18 protein-coding genes and 1 pseudogene are annotated in these 22094 nt (G+C 45.1%); 11 read left to right on the top strand and 8 right to left on the bottom strand.

Annotated features, from left to right (window positions below):
- The 7 genes from B9T16_RS13030 to B9T16_RS13060 form a co-directional block, all read left to right on the top strand.
- The coding region (locus B9T16_RS13030) for a DUF4276 family protein (protein ID WP_410244963.1) at window positions 1-360 on the top strand (360 nt) is incomplete at its 5' end.
- A 136-nt stretch (window positions 361-496) separates the two neighbouring features.
- On the top strand, window positions 497-1696 hold the full coding sequence (locus tag B9T16_RS13035; RefSeq protein WP_410244964.1) for an NAD(P)/FAD-dependent oxidoreductase: 1200 nt from the start codon (window positions 497-499) through the stop codon (window positions 1694-1696).
- A 169-nt stretch (window positions 1697-1865) separates the two neighbouring features.
- A complete protein-coding gene (locus B9T16_RS13040) occupies window positions 1866-3566 on the top strand; it encodes a CTP synthase (RefSeq protein WP_006618167.1) in 1701 nt (566 codons plus the stop codon).
- A 121-nt stretch (window positions 3567-3687) separates the two neighbouring features.
- Entirely contained in the window at window positions 3688-4110 is a 423-nt protein-coding gene (locus B9T16_RS13045) for a hypothetical protein (protein ID WP_006618168.1), read from the top strand.
- Window positions 4111-4238: 128 nt separating this feature from the next.
- A complete protein-coding gene (locus B9T16_RS13050) occupies window positions 4239-4766 on the top strand; it encodes a pentapeptide repeat-containing protein (protein ID WP_006618169.1) in 528 nt (175 codons plus the stop codon).
- 76 nt (window positions 4767-4842) lie between these two features.
- A complete protein-coding gene (locus B9T16_RS13055; protein WP_006618170.1) occupies window positions 4843-6255 on the top strand; it encodes a sensor histidine kinase in 1413 nt (470 codons plus the stop codon).
- A gap of 37 nt (window positions 6256-6292) precedes the next feature.
- A complete protein-coding gene (locus B9T16_RS13060; protein ID WP_410244965.1) occupies window positions 6293-7195 on the top strand; it encodes a tetratricopeptide repeat protein in 903 nt (300 codons plus the stop codon).
- A gap of 11 nt (window positions 7196-7206) precedes the next feature.
- Here B9T16_RS13060 and B9T16_RS13065 read toward each other — a convergent pair whose 3' ends face one another.
- A complete protein-coding gene (locus B9T16_RS13065) occupies window positions 7207-7605 on the bottom strand; it encodes a response regulator (protein WP_006618172.1) in 399 nt (132 codons plus the stop codon).
- 286 nt (window positions 7606-7891) lie between these two features.
- On the opposite strand from B9T16_RS13065, the gene B9T16_RS13070 reads away from it, so the two are divergent.
- Window positions 7892-10519 (top strand): DNA topoisomerase (ATP-hydrolyzing) subunit A, encoded by a 2628-nt coding sequence (locus B9T16_RS13070; protein ID WP_410244966.1) that lies wholly within the window; start codon window positions 7892-7894, stop codon window positions 10517-10519.
- A gap of 368 nt (window positions 10520-10887) precedes the next feature.
- On the opposite strand, the gene B9T16_RS13075 is transcribed toward B9T16_RS13070, so the two are convergent.
- Window positions 10888-11571 (bottom strand): hypothetical protein, encoded by a 684-nt coding sequence (locus tag B9T16_RS13075; RefSeq protein WP_410244967.1) that lies wholly within the window; start codon window positions 11569-11571, stop codon window positions 10888-10890.
- Between the two features lie 14 nt (window positions 11572-11585).
- A complete protein-coding gene (locus tag B9T16_RS13080; RefSeq protein WP_158307572.1) occupies window positions 11586-11747 on the bottom strand; it encodes a hypothetical protein in 162 nt (53 codons plus the stop codon).
- Window positions 11748-12568: 821 nt separating this feature from the next.
- Between B9T16_RS13080 and B9T16_RS13085 the strand changes: the two genes are divergently transcribed.
- Both B9T16_RS13085 and B9T16_RS13090 read left to right on the top strand, forming a co-directional pair.
- The gene (locus B9T16_RS13085) at window positions 12569-12703 is read left to right on the top strand and encodes a hypothetical protein (protein WP_286131360.1); all 135 of its coding nucleotides are present in this window, start codon (window positions 12569-12571) and stop codon (window positions 12701-12703) included.
- A gap of 5 nt (window positions 12704-12708) precedes the next feature.
- A complete protein-coding gene (locus B9T16_RS13090) occupies window positions 12709-13959 on the top strand; it encodes an ABC transporter ATP-binding protein (RefSeq protein WP_410244968.1) in 1251 nt (416 codons plus the stop codon).
- 81 nt (window positions 13960-14040) lie between these two features.
- Here B9T16_RS13090 and B9T16_RS13095 read toward each other — a convergent pair whose 3' ends face one another.
- The 4 genes from B9T16_RS13095 to infC form a co-directional block, all read right to left on the bottom strand.
- Window positions 14041-15663, bottom strand: coding sequence for a peptide chain release factor 3 (locus B9T16_RS13095; protein ID WP_410244969.1), 1623 nt, complete (start codon window positions 15661-15663; stop codon window positions 14041-14043).
- A gap of 357 nt (window positions 15664-16020) precedes the next feature.
- Window positions 16021-16497, bottom strand: coding sequence for a Crp/Fnr family transcriptional regulator (locus B9T16_RS13100; protein WP_006617259.1), 477 nt, complete (start codon window positions 16495-16497; stop codon window positions 16021-16023).
- Between the two features lie 51 nt (window positions 16498-16548).
- Window positions 16549-19584, bottom strand: coding sequence for a HEAT repeat domain-containing protein (locus tag B9T16_RS13105; RefSeq protein WP_410244970.1), 3036 nt, complete (start codon window positions 19582-19584; stop codon window positions 16549-16551).
- Between the two features lie 132 nt (window positions 19585-19716).
- Window positions 19717-20262 carry a translation initiation factor IF-3 gene (gene infC, locus B9T16_RS13110; RefSeq protein ID WP_006617261.1) on the bottom strand — a complete coding sequence of 182 codons (546 nt, stop codon included), beginning with the start codon at window positions 20260-20262 and terminating at the stop codon, window positions 19717-19719.
- 174 nt (window positions 20263-20436) lie between these two features.
- On the opposite strand from infC, the gene B9T16_RS13115 reads away from it, so the two are divergent.
- Window positions 20437-21498 carry an alpha/beta fold hydrolase gene (locus B9T16_RS13115; protein ID WP_014276726.1) on the top strand — a complete coding sequence of 354 codons (1062 nt, stop codon included), beginning with the start codon at window positions 20437-20439 and terminating at the stop codon, window positions 21496-21498.
- Between the two features lie 355 nt (window positions 21499-21853).
- Here B9T16_RS13115 and B9T16_RS13120 read toward each other — a convergent pair.
- Window positions 21854-22094: pseudogene (locus tag B9T16_RS13120) on the bottom strand (HNH endonuclease); the annotation flags it as partial.

Consider the following 22094-nt stretch of genomic DNA (forward strand, 5'->3'; position numbering starts at 1 on the left):
TTTATGATCCAGGAAATGGAAGCATGGCTCCTTTCCCAAGTTGACAAAATTGAAGAATTTGCCAAAAGTGAAGGATTGATCCGCAAAAGGGTTAATGAAGATATTAAAAGTAATCCTTTAATCAACAATATACATCCCGAAGCAATTAGCAAACCTAGTGAAAAAATTGACACAATTTTTAGGCAGTATTTTGATATTGTCAAAATCAGAGGAGACAAGCAAATCCGAAAAGGGAAAAGATACTCAAAGACCAAGGATGGTTCTAAATTAATCGGATTACTAGACTTAAAAACTATCAGGGAAGATTTCGATGAAGCTAAATGGTTGCTTGCTTATATCGATTCTCATCAGGATGAGTAACAGAATAGCCACTTTCCTAGTTATTGGGTAAGGTGATAGGTTTAGGGGGTCTGACTGAGGAGCGATCGCCTATAGTAACCATGGGGTTAACCTTATTTATGGGAAAATGTTAGGTAATCTCTATGAAAATTAGACCATGAAAACTTTTGATTGGATTGTAGTTGGTGCGGGAATTGCTGGTGCTTCCCTCAGTTATGAATTAGCCAAAACCGGATTTTCGGTGATGTTAATAGATCAGTTTCCGACTCCAGCAAATGCTACGCGCTACAGTTATGGAGGACTCGCTTATTGGGCGGGTTATAATGATCTAAGCTATCAATTGTGTCAACAGGGACGGAAACGCCATCAGGTTTTATCAGAGGAGTTAGGGGTTGATACGCAGTTGCGGGAAGTGGATCTAGTGTTAACAGTCCCCAGAGATACTGACCCGGAAACCATAGCAGCTAATTATCCCCCCTTTGTGACTCCTCCTAGGTGGGTAGATACTCCAACGGCTTGCGAATTAGAACCGCTGCTCAACCCGGAGGAAATAGCTGGTGCGTTTACGGTTCGCCATGGTCACATTTTCCCAGAGGCTTTAAACCAAGGATATGTAAATGGTTTACAACGGTTAGGGGGAACTTTTAAAATTGCCATGGTTTCTGATTTAATTAGAGTAGGAAACCGGATAAATGGTGTGATTGCAGATGGGGAAAATTTATCGGCGGCTAATGTGGTTGTTTGTGCGGGAGGGATGAGTCGGGAACTGTTAAAAAAAGGGGGAATTAAAGTTAAAATACATTTTACACATACGGAAGTTTTAGAAACCCCAAAATTGCCCCCAAAACTCAGAACTGTGGTGATGTCGGCGACTATGCCCCGATTTGGGCTGGAGGCGATCGCTACTCAGCCGGAACTAGAAGAGTTGTGGGATGAACCCCATCAGGAATTAGCACCATTTATTATAGACCCTAGTGCTGTACAATTGTTAGATGGTCGTTTGAGAATCGGGCAACCTTCGCGAACTTTGAGTAATCCGAAGGCGGTGATTAATCAGGGGGAAAGTGAGGCTACTATCCGAGAGGCGATCGCCAAAATTTTACCAAGTTTAGCAGATTTGCCAGCCACTTGGTATCACTGTTTAGTAGCATTTACCGGGGATGGTTTACCCATGATAGGTGCGATACCAAATTGGTCAGGAATCCATGTATTTTCAGGCTTTAGTAATCCCTTAGTATTTGTGCCACCGTTAGCCCAACGCTATGGGGAGTATTTAGCTGGAAAAGCCGATCCTATATTTGAGCAATTATCTCCCAGTCGCTCGAATGTTAAATATAGTGATATTAACGGCGGTTAATCACTCATACCCTAATCTAGCAGGGAGTTCAGTTATGTCTAGCCCAGGGGGAAACACATTAACAAACATTAACACAAATTAAGTATTCAGTCTCAAGATTTAACTGGCAAAGGTTCAGTTTTATGGCAGAATAAGTGTAGTCCCAATGGGTTAGCGTTGGATCATTTTTATGGCTAAGTTTGTTTTTATTACAGGTGGGGTCGTCTCCAGTATCGGTAAGGGAATTGTGGCCGCGAGTTTAGGGCGTTTGCTAAAATCGCGTAACTATTCTGTATCCATCCTCAAGTTAGATCCCTATATTAACGTTGATCCGGGAACCATGAGTCCGTTTCAGCATGGGGAGGTGTTTGTTACCCAAGATGGGGCAGAAACTGATTTAGACTTGGGACATTATGAAAGATTTACTGACACTTCTATGTCCCGCCTAAATAGTGTGACAGCGGGGGCGATTTATCAAGCTGTAATCAATAAAGAGAGACGGGGGGACTATCATGGGGGAACAGTCCAGGTGATCCCCCATATTACCAATGAGTGTAAGGAACGTATCCATAGGGTAGCCAAAAATACACACTCAGATGTGGTCATTACAGAAGTTGGTGGAACCGTCGGAGATATCGAGTCTTTACCGTTTTTAGAGGCGATCCGACAATTTCGGAAGGATGTGGGCCGCAAAAATGTGGTGTATCTCCATGTTACCTTAATGCCTTTTATTAGTGCGGCGGGGGAGATGAAAACTAAACCGACTCAACATTCTGTGAAGGAATTGCGATCAATTGGTATTCAACCAGATATTCTGGTTTGTAGGTGCGATCGCCCTTTACCTATGGGGATAAAGGAGAAGGTCTCGGAGTTTTGTGATGTAGAGGTAGAGAGTGTGATTACAGCCCAAGATGCTGATAGCATTTACGAAGTACCCCTAATTTTGGAAAAAGAAGGACTCGCCCAGCAAACCTTGGAACTTCTGAAATTGGAACAGCGACAGCCAGATCTGAGTTCTTGGCAAACTCTTGTCGATCGCCTCTATCATACCCAAAGAGGTGGATTTCCGGGCATGGAACCGACTACGGTAGAAATTGCGATCGTCGGTAAATACATCCAGTTAAGCGATGCTTACCTGTCGGTAGTAGAAGCGGCGCGCCATGCAGCAATTGATGTGGGAACTGAAGTCAATCTCAGATGGGTCAATTCAGAAGACCTACAAACTGATGATGTAGAATTAGCCCTGAAAGAAGTTCACGGTATTATTGTCCCTGGGGGCTTTGGGGTCAGGGGAATTGATGGTAAAATTGCAGCGATTCGTTATGCCAGAGAACATCAAATCCCGTTTTTAGGTCTATGCTTAGGGATGCAATGTTCTATTATCGAATGGGCGCGTTATTGTGCCGGATTACCGAATGCAGATAGTGCCGAATTTGATCCAAACACCCCTAACCCGGTAATTAACTTATTACCAGAACAGCAGGATGTTGTCGATCTCGGTGGAACTATGCGTTTAGGGTTATATCCTTGTAGGTTACAGCCTGATACCCTCGCCTCTAAACTGTACGACCAGGAAGTGGTTTATGAACGCCACCGCCATCGCTATGAGTTTAATAATGCCTATCGGAGTCTATTTTTGGAAACCGGTTATATGATTAGTGGTACATCTCCAGATGGTCGCTTGGTAGAAATTATTGAATTTCCCCAGCATCCATTTTTCATTGCTACCCAATTTCATCCTGAGTTCCAGTCTCGACCTAATACTCCCCACCCCCTGTTTAAAGGGTTAATTAAAGCCGCTTGTCATCTCTTAGAGAAAGACAAGAAAACCACCTTGGGGTCAGAGAGTAAACCCCCAGCGGTAGTCAATAATTCCGCTGATAAGTCCTAGAAATTAACGCCCGCCAATTGAATTTATCAGTTGGTTAGGGCGGATTTTTGGTAATCTATCATGCTGCCTGCATTTTTCCGAATACTAATTATGGCAAGAATCACAGGTTTGAGGTAATCTTGTGGCGCACTGGATTAAACTGATCTATGAAAGAGAAACCTATATTATCGATCTCCATAGCATCGGTGCATTTTGTTTTGGCTTAAATAATCGCCTAACCTTCTGGTTAAAAGATGGTAACTATCCTATTGTCATTCATCCAAAAACTCACCCAGAAACCTATCAAATTATTCTCGATTACATCAAAAAACAAACAGCAGAAAGTCCAGCCACCGGGTTTTGGATTAAGTTTAATTATGACCGCAATGAATATATAATTGATTTAAGTCGTATCCAAGTATTTAGCTGTGATGGTACTCAGCGGATTGTATTTTGGTTGGCGAATACCCATGAACAGGTAGTGATTAATCGCCACAGCAACCCCGGTACTTATCAAAGAATTCAAGATTATATCTATAAAACTACTGGCTATTCAGTCCCATAAATCGCTAACTATAAAAAAAAGATTAAAACTTATCAGTTGTGGTGTCTAGGTGTCCTACAGTGTGAAACTGCCATCGACTTTGTGGGTAGAGATTCCGGAAAACAAATGATATCTTAAATGATTCCAAAATGCAGAATTTAACTGAGCAGGACTTATGGATAAATTATGTTAATGGTCAACGAGATTTTTTCAAAATTGAAATAGTCAAAGCCAACTTATTTGAAGTGGATTTGCGGAATATTAATCTGGTAGCCAGTCGATTAATTAAAGTATATATGCCTTATGGGAATTTAAGTCATGCTAATTTGAGCAATACGGAGATTCTGGAGAGTGAATTTGGGGATGTGAAACTGAACCAGGTGAATTTATCTGATGCTTGCCTATCCCATAGTAATTTTTATCGCGCTAATCTACGCTATAGTAACTTACAGAGGGCTCAATTGTCTGATGTGAATTTACAAGCGGCAGACCTGTATAATGCGGATTTACGAAATGCTTACCTAGTCAATGTTGATCTACAGGGTGCTAATCTGGAAGGGGCGCAGATAGAAAATACTATATTTATTGGTTGTAACCTGTTTCGGGCTAAGGGAGTTAATCTATCTCCTGAACAATGCGATCGCACTATTGGTCCTAATGGATTTACACAAGGATAGTCAAATTTAAGCGACTCAAGGCTCGGAATAATTTATAATCGAATCGGCATCAAAATTCCGAACTCTATAGCATCCAGTGTCAGAGCAATTTAAAACTTACTTATCCTTCCCCAAACTATTAGAGGGAAATAGCCCAGACCTAGACTGGGAAGGCACCTTGACGGATTTACCAACTTATCATTTTGGTGTAAAATCAGATAGCTCGGTGTCAGAAGTAGTCCGACAATTTCAGCGTCACGCTTTACTACCTGGGGTATTGATTTGGGAAGACATAGAATCAGAGGAACCTCAATTAGTGGGTCTGCTTTCCCGACGACAATTATTAGAGTTTTTCATCCGACCTCAAGGGGGAGAAATGTTGGCAAGTCAATCCTTGGGAGTTTGTTATAGTTATGGGGGTTTCCCGATGCTAGTCTTACCGGAAACCATGACCATTTTAGAGGCGGCGCGCTATGCTAGAAGGCGATCGCCAGAACTAATTGCCGAACCCATTGTGGTAGCTCATCCAGGAAATCCAGCCATTCCCTACTCTATTTTAAATATTGATGATCTCAATATTGCCCATTGGCAAATTAGAGGTATTGAAACCCAAGTGCGTTATGAACGCAGCCAGATCCAAATGATTCAGAGTGAAAAAATGAGTAACCTAGGGCGCTTAGTAGATGGTGTCGCCCACGAAATCTTAGATCCGGTGGGATTTATTTGGGGTAATCTTACCCATTTAAATGAATACGCCCAAGGGTTAATGGAGTTATTATCTGCCTATGAACAGCATTTTCCCCAAGTGCCGCCAGAGATTGAAGCTAAACAGGAGGAGATAGAATTAGACTTTGTGCGATCGGATTTACCGCGAGTAGTTGCTAGTATTAATGGGGGAGCCGATCGCCTAAATCGATTAGCAACCAGCTTACAGAACTTCTGTCATATTGATAATGTCCACCCCAAGCCAGCAGATTTGCAAGGGTCTTTGGATAGTATTGTCTTGTTAATCCAAAGCAAAATCAAAGGAGAAATCGAAATTATTCGCCACTATGGGCAAGTTCCGCCCGTTTCCTGCTATATTGGACAGTTAAATCAGGTGTTTATGAATATTCTGACCAATGCTGTTAATGCTCTGATTGATCGGGCGGTGAGACAGGACTGGGTAGACGAGTTCGGGCCGGCCCTTCGGATTCAAAGAAGCGATCGCCCCCGCATTGAAATTACTATCAAAGTTAGTGCCATGAAGGACGACCCAGAAAATCCCCCTAGGGGTCAGTTCAATCAGGAATCCTGGGTTTTAATTAAAATAAGTGATAATGGTCCGGGGATGTCATTGTCGCAATCGAAGAAAATTCTGGAGTCCTTCTCAGCCCATCGTCGCGCTGACAAAGAAACCAGTTTAGGGTTAAGCTATCAAATTGTCACCGCCAAACACGGAGGCAAGCTGAATCTGCGATCGCAACTGGGTGTAGGCACAGAATTTGAAATTTGGCTTCCCCTAACCTAAATCTAAATTAAATCCCCTTTGATCACCTGTAATAATCATGCTCTGGACATCAATTTTTAGCCATTTCACAAGTCGCCCTAAACGCCTAATCAGGCCATTAGGTGGATTACTACTGACCCTCCCCATGTTGGTGAGTCTGACGGGTGTGCGTCAACCTGCATTCGCCCAAGCCCTATTACCTTACACCCTGCAAGTAGACTCAGAACATTTACAACAAACCGGAGAGGGTTTAATTGAAGAAGCCGCCCAACTCACGCGATTTCAGCAATACCAACTCGCCCTACCCCGTGCTGAATTAGCCACCCAATTAGCACMCAACAACTACCAAACCTGGGCTTTATTAGGTAGTCTGTATATCCAGGTCGATCGCACAGAAGCCGGAATTGAAGCCCTAAACAGAGCCCAAGCCTTAGCCCCTGACAACCCAGCAATTAGGTTTGTTTTAGGGGAGGCTTATTTTCGCAAAGGAGATTATCAGAGGTCTGTCGAGCAAATCCAACAGGGTTTAAGAATCAATCCTAATGTTCCCGGAGCCTTGTTTGATTTAGGTAATGCCTATTTTCAACTGGGACAATTTGAGCAAGCGATCGCCCAATACGAAGAAGCTTATAAACAGGAGAGACTCCTCTGGCCAGCAATTAATAATATTGGTTTAGTGGAATACGAACTCGGTAAAACCGATTCAGCAGTGCAGCGTTGGGAAGAGGCTTTTGCCATTGATGAAACCGCCGCCGAGCCGCTGTTAGCCATTGCTGTCGCCCTTTATCAACAAGGTGACACCGAGAGGGCTCTAACCTTGGGAGAACAAGCCCTGCAACTAGATAGTCGTTATGCAGAGCTTGAATTTCTCCGAGAAAATCTCTGGGGCGATCGCCTTATGGAGGATGCTCGGACTTTTCTTTCCACACCTCGGATGCGACAAACCATCAGCCGACTCTAAGGATAGCATAGCTAATCCTTGGGGAGGAGCGACTTAATTTTATTGACAAATTCTTGATGATCAATGACAGGTTTGGAAATATAGTCGTCAGCCCCACTTTCGGCCAAAAAATCTTCGCGATCGCCCGCCATAGCGTGGGCGGTCACTAGAATAATTGGTAACTTAGCTGTATCTGGATCAGCCTTGAGCAACTGGGTAATTTTAATCCCATCGACTGCTTTACCCAGATACACACTGCGAGCCAATGACACATCCATCAAAATCAGGTCAGCCTCTTTAGTGCGAGCTATCTGCATTACTTCGTCTACGTTTTCAGTGTGCTTAACCGCTAATCCCCCTCGTTTGCTCAAAATTTTGGCAAAAACGCGGGCATTAACCGGATCGTCTTCTACAATCAGAACGGTCTTCATTCAGAGTCTCCGCTGGACATACTCTCCAGTTACGATGTGCAATCATAACACGAGGTTGATAGTATTGGGCGAACCCAAAAAATCCCCGTCTGATCTCATTATGACCGCAAAACAGGAACTTGAACTTGATTAAATGCCCAATTGCATCGCCAAATTTTGCTCCAAACCGGGCAACATTGCAGTTAACCTAAAATAGTAGGCTCCGAAATCGTCTTTAACTCAGGTGTTGAAATCCCTAGAGTGTCCCAAATATTAAAATTGCTAAACCCTAAAATCGATCCAACTCATGGCTAAACAGTTAAATTTTCTTTGCGGGGAAGTGATACCCACATCATTAACCAATGAAATGCAGCAATCGTACCTCGAATACGCCATGAGTGTAATTGTGGGGCGAGCGCTACCAGATGTCCGAGACGGCTTAAAACCAGTACACCGTCGCATATTATATGCGATGCACGAACTAGGGCTAACACCCGATCGCCCTTATCGTAAGTGTGCGCGGGTAGTTGGGGACGTATTAGGAAAATACCACCCCCACGGCGACCAGTCGGTATATGATGCTCTAGTGCGGTTAGTGCAAGAGTTTTCTAGTCGTTATCCGTTATTGGCGGGTCACGGTAACTTTGGTTCGGTAGATAACGACCCTCCCGCCGCCATGAGGTATACAGAGACCCGGTTAGCTACTATCGGTAATGAGGGACTGCTGACCCAGGTAGGAGAAGCCACGGTTGACTTTACCAGTAACTTTGACAATTCCCAACAAGAACCCACAGTTCTCCCGGCGCAGCTACCGTTTTTAATCCTCAATGGTAGCTCTGGGATAGCAGTAGGTATGGCGACTAATATTCCTCCCCACAATTTAGGGGAGGTGGTCGATGGCTTAATCGCCTTAATTGATAATCCCGACCTTTGCGATCAGAAGTTAATGCAACTGATTCCGGGACCGGACTTTCCCACTGGGGGGGAAATTATCGCCACAGAAGGCATTAAAGAAGCCTACACCTCCGGGCGAGGTAGTATTGTGATGCGGGGGGTGGCGAAAATTGAGCAGGTAGCTACAGCGGGTCGTAAACGCACTAAAAATGCCATTGTGGTCACGGAATTACCTTTTCAGGTAAATAAGGCGGGATGGATTGAAAAGGTGGCTGCTTTGGTGAATGCGGGTAAATTGGAGGGGATTTCTGATATCCGAGACGAAAGCGATCGCGAAGGAATTAGAGTTGTGATCGAACTGAAACGGGAAGCTACGCCGGAAGTGGTGCTGCATAATCTCTATCAGCACACGGATTTGATGTCGAAATTTGGGGCGATTTTCCTGGCTTTGGTCAACAGTCAACCTCGACAACTGAGCCTGAAACAAATCCTGGAGGAATTTTTAGGGTTTCGTGAACAAACTCTCCTGCGTCGCTATAGATCGGAGTTAGAAATAGCCGAACGTCGGGAGCATTTGGTGGGAGGCTTACTCAAGGCTTTATCAGCTTTGGATGAGGTGATCGATATTTTGCGAAATGCTCCCGATGGTAGTTCTGCTAAAATGTCCCTAGAAACTCGTTTAGATTTCAGTACCGAGCAAGCTGACGCAATTCTAGCTATGCCGCTGAGACGATTGACGGGGTTGGAGGGGAAAAAGTTGCAGGAGGAAGCCACGGAGTTGGCGGCGCAAATTCAGCGCCTGCGCCGTTTATTATCAGAGCGATCGGAGTTATTAAAATCCCTCAAAAAGGAATTGCGATCGCTTAAACGTCGATACTCAGATCCACGTCGGACTCGCATTGTTTCTTCAGAGTCCCAGGAATCTCAGTCTGTGTCCGCCCGGTCTTCTAAGGGGGTGCATCCCCCCTCAAAAGCTACTGAATCCAAGATTTTACGCCCCCAATTACCGGCGGTAGAAGAGACTTTGGTCGAAATGACCCTGAGAGGATATGTGCGACGAGTGACTCCCCACAACTTGTCTCGTCCCCAGTCCCGTGAGGATATTACGATTGAGGCGATCGATGATTTTCCCGTCACCTCTTATCTAACTACCACTGCGGAAACTCTGGTTATTATTAACCGCATGGGTAAGGCTTACCCCTTGAATGTGGCTGATATCCCCAGTGTTTCTCTCAAGTCCCGTGGTGTCCCCTTAATTACCTTATTATCTCCCTCCGCCACCAAAGATGCCAGTACCCGCCCTCAAGATTTGATTGTGGCTGCGTTTTTGGGGGCGGGTTTACAAAGCTCTCCGGTGCGACCAAAAACTGATGCTGACCAGCGTGAGCGCGCTTTTTCCGATCAGACTGATTTAATCATGCTATCCGCAGAGGGAAAGATTAAGCGCTTATCCGGGACTGATTTCATGGATTTGAGCGCTAGGGGAATTACCGTAATGAAACTCAAGGATAATGATGAGTTAAGTTATGCTAATCTGGCTGCTACAGGCGATCAAGTGGTTTTGGCGACCTCTGGGGGGCGGCTGTTGCGTTTGGATATTAATGCTGACCAGATCCCCGTCATGGGACGCACGGCTCAGGGTTCTGTGGCTACCCGACTCCGAAAAAATGAACAGTTGGTGGGCTGTATTACTCTGTCATCAACTGGTGAGTTGAACAACAAGTTTATTCTGTTGGTTTCAGAACAAGGGTATTTTAAACGGATTTCTCTACAAAGTCTCCAACGTTCTCGTCGAGGGGGAATTGGTACTCAGATGTTACAGTTTCACTCCCGCAATGATGCTTGTCGGGGGTTGGTGGCGACTACTCCCGGTGAGGCTATCTATTGTTTAACCAGTGAAAATCGTATGGTAACTTTAGTTCCTGATGTGGTTCCGGTTTGGGGTAAGGATGGTCATGGCGATCGCATGGTGGAATTGAGGTCTGGGGAACGGATTTTGTCGGTAGTTAGCCCCATTTATGGTACAACAATCGAGGGTTAATCACTGGGAGCGATCGTTTAGTTTAGTAGGTTGGGTGGAGGAACGAAACCCAACTTTACCATCTCTAACCCTACAAGGTTTACTGTTGGGTTTCACCCAACCTACAAGTTAGTAGGTTGGGTGGAGGAACGAAACCCAACCCTACCATCTCTAACCCTACAAGGTTTACTGTTGGGTTTCACCCAACCTACAAGGTTTACTGTTGGGTTTCACCCAACCTACAAGGTTTACTGTTGGGTTTCACCCAACCTACAAGGTTTACTGTTGGGTTTCATCCAACCTACAAGGTTTACTGTTGGGTTTCACCCAACCTACAAGGTTTAGTAGTAGGTTAGTTTAGTCTTTCTATTGGGGAGGTTGTTTTTTCTTTAACATAATGCTTCCACTGTAGCGGGAGAGTTAATAATCTGAACTGTCAAGTTAATTATCATAGCTCCTATAACGACAGGCACAACCACAGGCAAGGAAGCTTCTACCGCCGCTCCCACTCCAATTCCGGCAACCACAGGCAAGGAAGCTTCTGCCGCTCCCACTGCAATTCCGGTCACCACAGGCAACGAAACTTCTGCCGCTTCTACTGCAATTGCGGCAACCACAGGCAACGCTTCTACCGCTACGCCTGCAATTGTGGCAACCACAGGGAACGAAGCTTCTGCCGCTCCTACTGCAATATCTACAACCACAGGGAACGAAGCTTCTGCCGCTCCTACTGCAATATCTACAACCACAGGGAACGAAGCTTTTGCCGATCCTACTGCGATATCTGCAACGACCAACGAAGCTTCTGCCGCTCCTACTGCAATATCTACAACCACAGGGAACGAAGCTTCTGCCGCTCCCGCTGCAATATCTGCAACGGCCAACACAGATTTTACCGATCCTACTGCAATATCTGCAACCACAGGCAACACAACTTTTACCGCAGCTTTTTCTGCAATATCTGCAACCACAGGCAACGAAGCTTTTGCCGTTTTTGCTATCACCGACAATAAATTTAGATTTATTAAAGCCATAACAACTCCTTTTTTTTCAATAAAGAGAGATCTAAACAATTGGGTTTATTGTACTATGGTTTCTGGTTGCTTTGATAGTGAATATATGTGCAGTTTCGCCAAGCCGTAGAGCGATCGCTTAAACCCCCACACTCCACTTTAGTAGGTTGGGTGGAGGAACGAAACCCAACACCACCATCTCTAACCCTACCATCTCTAACCCTGTTGGGTTTCACCCAACCTACTACTACAAGGTTTACTGTTGGGTTTCACCCAACCTACAAGGTTTAGTTTCGAGAGCCCTCGGAGTTATGAAAATCCCTCAAAAAGGAATTGCGATCGCTTAAACCCCCACACTCCACTTTAGTAGGTTGGGTGGAGGAACGAAACCCAACACCACCATCTCTAACCCTACCATCTCTAACCCTGTTGGGTTTCACCCAACCTACTACTACAAGGTTTACTGTTGGGTTTCACCCAACCTACAAGGTTTAGTTTCGAGAGCCCTCGGAGKTATGAAAATCCCTCAAAAAGGAATTGCGATCGCTTAAACCCCCACACTCCACTTTAGTAGGTTGGGTGGAGGAACGAAACCCAACACCACCATCTCTAACCCTACCATCTCTAAACCCTGTTGGGTTTCACCCAACCTACTATCATCTCTGTTGGGTTTCACCCAACCGACAAGGTTTAGTAGGTTGGGTGGAGGAACGAAACCCAACTTTACCATCTTTAACCCTACAAGGTTTACTGTTGGGTTTCACCCAACCTACAAGGTTTACTGTTGGGTTTCACCCAACCTACAAGGTTTACTGTTGGGTTTCACCCAACCTACTATCATCTCTGTTGGGTTTCACCCAACCTACAAGGTTTAGTTTCGAGAGCCCTCGGAGTTATGAAAATCCCTCAAAAAGGAATTGCGATCGCTTAAACCTCCATGCTCCAGTTAGTCCTTGGTACTCAGATGTTAAAGTATCAGTCATTATGATATGCTTGTCGGGGGTTAGCCACGACTACTCCCCGTGAGCCTGTATATTGTTTAACCAGTGAAAATCCTATGGTAACTTTAGTTCCTGATGTGATTCCCGTTTGGGGTAAAGATGGTTATGGCGATCGCATGGTCGAATTGAATTTTTGGGAACCGATTTTGTCCGTGGTTAGCCCCATTTATGATACAACCATCGAGGGTTAATCACTATGGCGATCGTCGTTTTGGAGAATATTTATAAGCGTTTTTCCCCAGCAAATACTGTAAGGGTCGCCTCAACCGTCAGCCCCCTTACAGCCACACAGAAAGAACCCACCCCCACCTCAACAGACCCAGATAGAGCCGTACTTCGTAATATTAACCTCACCGTCGGTGATGGTGAATTTATGGTATTTGTCGGACCTTCTGGTTGTGGAAAAAGTACCCTGTTACGCTTAATTGCTGGGTTGGAAACTCCCACCGCTGGAAAGATTTGGATTGGCGATCGCTTAGTTAATGATTGTCCTCCCAAAAACCGCGATGTCGCTATGGTATTTCAAAATTACGCCCTATATCCCCATATTAAAGTTTATGATAATTTGGCTTTTGGATTGCGACGTACTGGTAAACCTGAAAAATTCCTCCCAAAACTGGCGGGGACTATAACCAGATCGCTCCCTTTTCCTCAGTCCTTCCGTCATCAATCTACTCGGGAACGCTCCATTGCGCTGCGAGTACAAGAAATTGCTGAGATTTTGCAGATTGAACCCCTACTAGATCGCTTCCCTAAACAACTTTCTGGCGGTCAAAAACAACGGGTGGCTTTAGGACGGGCTATGGCTCGAAATCCCCAGGTTTTTCTCATGGATGAACCTTTATCTAATTTGGATGCTAGGTTACGCACAGAAATGCGATCGCAAATCGTTGAACTTCAGCGAAAGTTGGGAACTACTACTATTTATGTTACCCATGACCAAACCGAAGCTATGACTATGGGGACCCGAATTGCTGTCATGAATGGCGGACAAATTCAGCAAATTGACAGTCCCATGGTTTTGTATAATTCCCCCGCTAACCGTTTTGTAGCCGAGTTTATTGGCTCGGTTCCTATGAATTTTATCACCGTTAAATTATCTAAGTCGGGTGAGTTAATTCATCCCCATTTTCGCCTCTGCTTATCTCACCAAAGGATAGCTGGTCTCACTAATTGGGCTGATCAGTCTGTGGTTTTGGGGGTGCGTTCAGAACATTTAACCCTCGCAGAACCTAGCCCTAATCATCTTAATGTCCGGGTCGAACGGGTGGAAGCCTTGGGACATGAAACATTGTTATTTGTCAGGTTTACTCACCCCCCAGAAGATTCTTTACAGGTCAGGATTCCAGCCGCTGTTGATGTTAGTTTGGGAGATAAAATTGCCTTGGCGATCGCTCCTGAAAAAGTGCATCTTTTTGACCCAAAAACAGGCGATACTACCGCCTAGTCGCTGCGCGATACGTGCTACGCACACGCTACGCGATCGCCTGGACTTTTCCGACCTTTCCCGCCTTTCCCGCCTTTCCGACTATTTCGGTTGCTGACCAGAAACCACCGGAGCCGAACTTCTTAAATCCAGTTCGGGATGTTCCGACTGTACCTGTTGACAATTCCACTCATTCTTAAATAACAAAACTGGGCGACCCCAACTGTCTTTAACAGTCACAGTATTAAACAGTCTTCCCGCCTTGTTTAAGGCTTCCCATCCCCCTGCTACCCATCTAGCCACACTATAGGGTAACAATTCTAGGCGAGTTTCCGCCCCATATTCATTCTGCATCCGAAACTGAACTACCTCAAACTGAAGTTGACCCACCGCCGCCAAAATTGGATCGCGTTTAGAATCATCCTGAGAATACATGATCTGAATGGCTCCCTCTTCCCTCAGTTCTGTAATACCCTTATTGAACTGTTTAAATTTAGAGGGGTTAGGATTTTTCAGATAGGCGAAAAGTTCCGGGGAAAAACAGGGAATCCCCTCATATTCCAGTTTTTGGCCGTTGTATATCGTATCACCGATCGCAAATACCCCCGGATTATTCAAGCCAATTACATCCCCAGGATAAGCCGCATCAATTGACTCGCGATCCTGAGCGAACAGTTTTTGGGGACGTGACAGACGCACCGTTTTTCCGGTTCTAGCATGGCTAACAGTCATGTCCTTCTCAAATCTTCCCGTACATACCCGCACAAAAGCTACGCGATCGCGATGTTTCGGGTCCATATTCGCCTGTAACTTAAACACAAACCCAGTAAACTCTGGATAATCTGGGGGAATATCCCCAATCGTGCTACTGTGGGGACCTGGTTTTAACGAATATTCTAGGAAAGCATCCAGAAACAGTTGTACCCCAAAGTTAGTCATGGCGCTACCAAAAAATACTGGGGTCATTTTCCCACCATGTACCGCCTCGAGATCTAAATCTGATCCTAAAGCGTCTAATAGTTCCAATTCTTCCTTGAGTTGATAATACAGATCCTGGTCTAATAAATCCTCAATACGCGGATCTCCCAAATCTATCACTGTATCTACCGCTTCCCGAGAACCGTGGGCCGTCCTTTCAAATAGATGAATTTGTCGCTTATGGCGGTCAAAAACCCCTTTAAAGCGATCGCCCATACCAATAGGCCAATTTACCGGGTAAGGTTGTAAACCCAACTCCTGCTCAATTTCATCAAGAAGTTCCAAAGGTTCCCGACCCGGGCGATCCATTTTATTAATAAACGTAAAGATAGGTAAGCCCCGCATCTTACACACTTCAAACAGCTTCCGCGTTTGAGGTTCTAACCCCTTAGCTGCATCTTCCAGCATCACCGCATTATCCGCCGCCGCCAAGGTCCTATAGGTATCTTCACTGAAATCTTGGTGTCCGGGGGTATCGAGTAAGTTAATCTGAGTGTTACGATATTCAAACTGCAAAACTGTTGAAGTGATAGAAATACCCCGTTGTTGTTCCATCGCCATCCAGTCTGATGTCGCGTGACGCTGCGACCTGCGGACTTTTACCGCCCCGGCTTCATGAATCGCCCCTCCGTACAGCAGCAGTTTTTCTGTTAATGTGGTTTTTCCCGCGTCTGGGTGGGAGATAATGGCGAAATTACGGCGGCGTTGCACTTCTAGCTGTAATTCGTCCTTAATTTCTGTTGACATAGGGCCTTGGTAGATTTTGCCATCTCCGACTTAACTTTTGTCTATTATATATACATTCAGACCATCTATCAGACCATCCCCTCGTACCAAACTATGACTTTGTTAACTTTTGTTACAAAATTTTAAGAAATGTTGCAAAAAATTTTTTTTGGGGGGAGGGGGTTGCTTTTCGCGGGCGCTTGCGCTATACTTTTATTATAATTGGATGGTTGTAATTTTTTTATTTTGGCAAATGTTCCATTATTAAGGCTACTGTCAATATAGTAGCAGCAATGCTCTGGGCTGTCAATCCCCGCGAGGCAAAAAAAGCGACCCTCAAATTTTTTTTTGAAGAAAAAATCAACATTAAATCCGATGTCAAGAGCGATCGGGTGGGACTTTGACTTCGGAGATAGAAGATTTAGGGTTTTGAGCGTTGGCTTTTTGATTCAATTCTCGAATGCGGCGAGATAGTAAGCGAATAATATTAACCGCAATACCAGGGGTCTCATCAATAGCATCATAAAGCTGCATCTGTGTGAGCATGAGACATTCACAGGGTTCTAGGGTAGTGACAGAAGCCGATCGCGGTTCAGCATCAAATAGAGACATTTCGCCAAAACAGTCTTCTTTACCCAAACGAGCCAATTCGCGATCGCCATGATGAACCTTGACCTGACCAGAAACGACAATATAAAGCGATCGGCCTTCTTGTCCCTCAGTAAAAATACTCTGATTAGCGGGAAAAGACAATTCATCCATAACAGAAGCAAGACGCACCAAGAAATCATCCCTAAGTTCTTGAAAAATGGGGACTTTTCGCACAAACAATAGGCGTTGGACGCTAGTTAACATAATAGGTCAAGGCGAGTTAGTGAACTTGAATCCAGACGGACTCCCTATTGATCAAGGCATTTCGGTTTTTCTGTGTACAGCTAATTCCGAGATTAATTGTTGTACTTGGTGAGCCACCAGAGGATCCCGATCAGTTTGTAGCATTGGCAATAATTCTACCAAAGCCTGACGCGCTCCCATCTTGAGGTAAGCCAAAACAGCTTCCCGCACAAAACCTGTGGGGTGTCTCAGACACATTAAAGTCTGTTCAGCGGTGAGACTCCAACTGGCGGACCGCGCTTGGTGGAAGCAACAAGCCAAAGACCAATCTGAGAGGAAATGGCGAAACTCCAGTAAACGACGGAGGCGATCGCTAGGTGTCATTGGTTTATAGGAAATCAAAGGGGAGAGATCCTCAATTTTTTGGACAATAGAGTGATTATCCAAAATGCCAATCAAGGCTCGTTTACGGGAAATATCAACAGTATTATCCAAGATTTCCAACCCACGAGCAATATTTCCCTGTTGTCCAGAGCGAATATTGAAAGCCGCCGCCTGAATAGATCCGAGGGAGTAAAGGAACTTCATCAGCAGAAAACAGCGGTCTATAGCATCAGATTCAAGATTACGGAGCGCGCGACAGAGCATTTCTAGGGGGGAAGCGACCTCAAGGGAGACAGTATAAGGTAAGATAGGAGCTGTAGGTTTTTCAGGTTCGAGGTCTAAAAGAGTGCTATAGATTTGACCAATAAACATCAACTCCTGTTCAATTAACGTTTCCACCCCATTACGTCCAATGCGGTCTAAAGTTCTTTCAATCCCCGCATCATCGGGAATTTTCAGGAGAATGCGGAGAATATTACGTCGGGTGGTTCCCCAGGAAATTAACAGATTATCAATGAGAGTATCTAAGGCGGATGGCGTACCAATGTCTCCTAAAGCAGACCAAGCCTGAAGTCTGACCAAATCTGATTTATAGATATCCGTGGCTATTCTGATTAACAGAGGAATAGCCTCATTTCCTAAGCGGACTAAGGCCATTCTTGCTGCTTCTCTGGTAGAACGGTAGGAAACGGCTTTTAATAGGGAGCCATAGTATTCTTCCATCTTAGTAGCCGCAATGACTTCCAAGACCGAACAGCGGACCCTGAGAGATTCATCAGCGAGGAGGTCATTAAGATAAACTCGCAACCCTTGCATATAATCAGCATCACCCAGAGCCCGGACTCCCATCACCCTTTCAGGTTCTTGATTAGAGACGATCATGCGCCGGATAGTATTAGTGGCTGCCGCTTTTTGTTCGCGATCGCCACGACGCATAATCAAGGCCGCGGCTGTTCCCCGTACCACCGGATCGACCCTTGGTTGTAGGTAAGGTTTCAACTGATTAATATCTGGGTTAGATTCAGTTAACCAGATATAGCGTAGTGCCAAAGCCAAAACTTCAGGAGGTAGACTGCTACGAGATAGGGATCTAATCGCCTCTAAATGAGCGGGATTAGGATAATCTAGCATCAGTTCTAGGGCTTGACGCTGAAGATTCGGGGACATAATCTCCAGTAGTGGAACCAGAGTCTCCCCGACATTTTTAGGATCAAGTTGGCTGAGTAATTCAATACAGGAATGCTTATCAGCTTCTGGGGTTGGCTGTTTCAACTCATCGACCACCGATCGCTTGAGGCTACGCATATCAATATCTGTAGTTCCCAGGCGACCGCGTTCAGCACTACGAACTAGAAGTCTTACATATTGGGAGCGAATTTTCCAGACCACCCACAACCAGACAAAAGCCAACAAAATAATAGTTACGACAAAAATCAGACTTTGGTCTTGCTGGAAAATACCTTCTGGGACACCATCGGGTAAAAATAGGTTAATCAGCCACAGCAACAGCAAAATCCCGATACCACTCAAACCCGTTGACAGGGGTTCAAATACACCATTAACCAGGGTCTGAATATCACTCCTAATATTTTCTGGTAGGGGTTGAAATAGAACCGTCCCGGTAGTTTCGATGAGAGTGTAGTGGAACAGTTCATCTAAAAATCTGAGAATCAAAAACCCTATAAATATGGTAAATAAACCCGTAGCCCCCCCTATCAAGGAAAACAGGCCCAAGGCGACTACCCCCACAGGAAGGATAGATGCTGTACCAAACACGCCTATTTTTTCGACCAAGCGACTGGAAGCAAACCACTGAGTTGCTACTTGGAAGGTACTTAAAATCCCCTCAAATAGTCCCAGGAAGCTAACAATCCAACTAGCGCCACCGATACCACTACGGTATTCTAACTGACTGAAAAACTGGAAATCGACCATGACATAGACGACTTCAGCCATGACGAAAAATAGCACCAAGGGAATGACATAGCCTTGTAGGGGACCTTTGAGGCTACGGGTACTAAATTCTGGTAGTTCGTCTTCCGGGGTCCACCGGGAAGAATCAGGGAAAGACTGTTCATATCTTTGGGACAGATAAAATAAAACACCTGCTCCCACAATCACCATAGCCCCAGATACTAGGGTGACATTATTTAAGCCTACAAATCTGAGCAATAGAGGCAGGGAGAAACCGCTAACCACCCCAGCGACGAGATAACCACTACTGATAATGGGATAGGTGCGCTTGATCTCCCGAATGTTAAAAAGTTGATTGGAGGTAATGGAGGTATTGAGATCGTTGAGGAGATAACAAGCCTCAACCCACAGCCACATGACAAATAGGGTAACAAATTGAAGGCTTAATCCCAATACCCTTACATCTTCTATTCCCAAACCAAAACGAAATAGAAACAGGGGGATTGCCATGAGTAGTAAAATCAGAACAATCACCCGGCGCAGGGGTAAAAATGTCTGTAACCGAGAGTAAACTACACCCAAACTAGACCCGATACCAGCACTAGCAATATAAATCCAAGGCAGTTTCTCTGCCCCATATTGATCAATAAACAGGCCGACGGTACTTAGTTCTAACCAAATCAGTCCGATGGATGAAAAAGTATATACTGCGAACATTAATAAAGTTCGCTCTACTTCTTCTGGGCGGAGATTTAGACCGCGTAGCACACCCTGTCCCACTCCTGCGGGTTCACCAATTCGCTTTTCCATCCCGTATTGAGACCCCTCAATTTTATCTCTTCTCTAAATTATCAGTTATAAGGCGGAACTGGGGTTACTGGTTTATCATAACCGTAGCAGCAACAGGTTTGACAAATCACAATGACCCACAATTCCTGAGTCTCAGCTAGTTGTTGTTTTTTTGGGAGCCAACAGCATCATCATACTCCGTCCCTCTTGTTTGGGGGACTGTTGAACTTCGGCGTGTTCTTCCAGGTCTTCGGCCATACGTTTGAGCAGTTCCCTGGCTAGGTTGCTATGCTGAATTTCTCGACCCCGGAACATAATTGTGGCTTTGACCTTATCGCCGGATTTAAGGAAGCGCTTGGCTTGATTCACACGCACCTGATAGTCGTGATCATCAATTTTGTAACGCATCTTAACTTCTTTGACATCGGCGGTATGCTGCTTTTTACGAGCTTCCCGAACTTTCTTTTCCTGTTCATATTTGAACTTCCCATAGTCCATAATCCGGCATACGGGAGGGTCAGCTTTATCGCTAACCAGAACTAGGTCTAGTTCCTTTTCCTGAGCTAGTTTCATGGCCTCCCTGGGAGTCATGATCCCTAGCTGACCGCCTTCGGTATCGATCAGGCGAATCTTAGGAAAGCGGATATTGTCGTTGATTTGAGGTAAGTTGCGATTTCTTTTTGATTCTATCACAGGCATTACAGGAATTTTAAGTTAATGAGGTCAACGAATGTCTCGACAATTGTGGGTCCCCCTAACAGAACATTGTACTGATTTCCCATATCAATAGGCTTGACATTTAATCTAAACTTTAGGAACCCTAGTATTTTAGGGGTAACTTTCAAGTTATGTTGTACTCAGGACGACGGTTAGATGGATTCACCAGACTGGCACAAACAGATGGGCTTTCAGCGTGATTGGATTTGGCGGGGGTGGAGAGTTCGCTATACTTTTCGGCGTTGCGGACACCCTCAAGGGGCTAAGTCGCCTATTTTTGAGGTTCAAGACCCACTAGGGAGCAACTCTCCTGTTCCTTTAATTTTCCTTCACGGTTTTGGCGCATCTATCGGCCACTGGAGACACAATTTGTCGGCATTCAGTCATTCCCACCCAGTTTATGCTTTGGACTTATTGGGGTTTGGTTGTTCTGAAAAGGCGATCGCCCCATATAATGTTTCCCTGTGGACAGAATTGGTGCATGACTTTTGGCAAACTTTTATCCGCCGTCCGACCATCTGGGTGGGAAACTCTATTGGTTCTCTGATCGCCCTAGCAACTGTTGCTCAATATCCCAAAACCGCTAAGGGTTTGGTTATGCTCAGTCTACCCGATCCGGCCGCTTTAGCGGACTTATTAGCTGGGTGCATGGTTCCCCCAGTCGAGTTTATCCAAAGTTTGGTTATGCTCAGTCTACCCGATCCGGCCGCTTTAGCGGACTTATTAGCTGGGTGGATGGTTCCCCCAGTCGAGTTTATCCAAAGTTTGGTTGCTTCCCCTATTATATTACGTCCCATATTCTATCTAGTGAGACAGCCATCTGTCATCAGTCGTTGGGTTAAATTAGCCTATCACAATCAAGACTCGGTTACAGAGGAACTGATACATATTCTATCTACTCCACCCCAAGACCGAGGGGCGGCTAGGGCTTTTATTATTCTGTTTCAGATTATGGGGAGTTCTAAACTCGGCCCATCTGTACGCAGTCTATTCCCCCAGGTGCAGGTTCCCATATTACTACTCTGGGGAAAACAGGATCGACTGATTCCCCTGAAACTGGCTAAACCTCACCTCTACCTAAAATATAATCCCCACATCAAGTTAGTAGAACTGGAGGGCGCGGGTCACTGCCCCCATGATGAATGTCCCGAACGGGTGAACCGGGAAATTTTCGACTGGATTAACAGTTGCTTAGGGGAAACTCTAACTCTACCCTAACGCCGAACTCGTCACTGATATCGTCAGTCGTCCAGAGCTGTATCAATTTTCTGGCGGATTTGTTGATAATCCTGATGATTGAGGGCATACAACGGGGCTAATCCAATCCCCGCTGCGCTGTGAGACCAAGCTAGAAGACGCCAGTTCCCTAACCTGGGAGAAGGGTCAAATTCTGGAAAATCCGGTCAGTTGCACGCCAGGGGTTAGAATTGAGGCAGAAACTGAATTTTTCCGGATCCAGGAGACAGCCAGAAAACTAGAAGGGGTCGAGAATGGAGTCACCTCCATCCCCTCCCATTCAAAACCGTACTTGAGACTTTCACCTCATACGACTCCTAGTCTGACTGTCTCTTTGTTATGAGCACAGCATTGTCTCTTTATCAAGAGCTGTTTTATCATCGTGACAATGGCGATGTAATAATTGAATATTTTTGTATTCATCCTTTCCACCTTGGCTTCTAGGTACAATGTGGTCTACTTCAATTAAGTCTGATGGAGTAAAGAATTGCCCACACCAGGTACATCTACCTTTTGGTTTTTTGAGTAGTTTTGCTACCTAATTGGCGTGTCGATTGCTTGTCCTTTTCTGTTTGCCC

The sequence above is a fragment of the Arthrospira sp. PCC 8006 genome (genome assembly GCF_046480465.1).
Classification (GTDB): Bacteria; Cyanobacteriota; Cyanobacteriia; order Cyanobacteriales; family Microcoleaceae; genus Limnospira; species Limnospira platensis.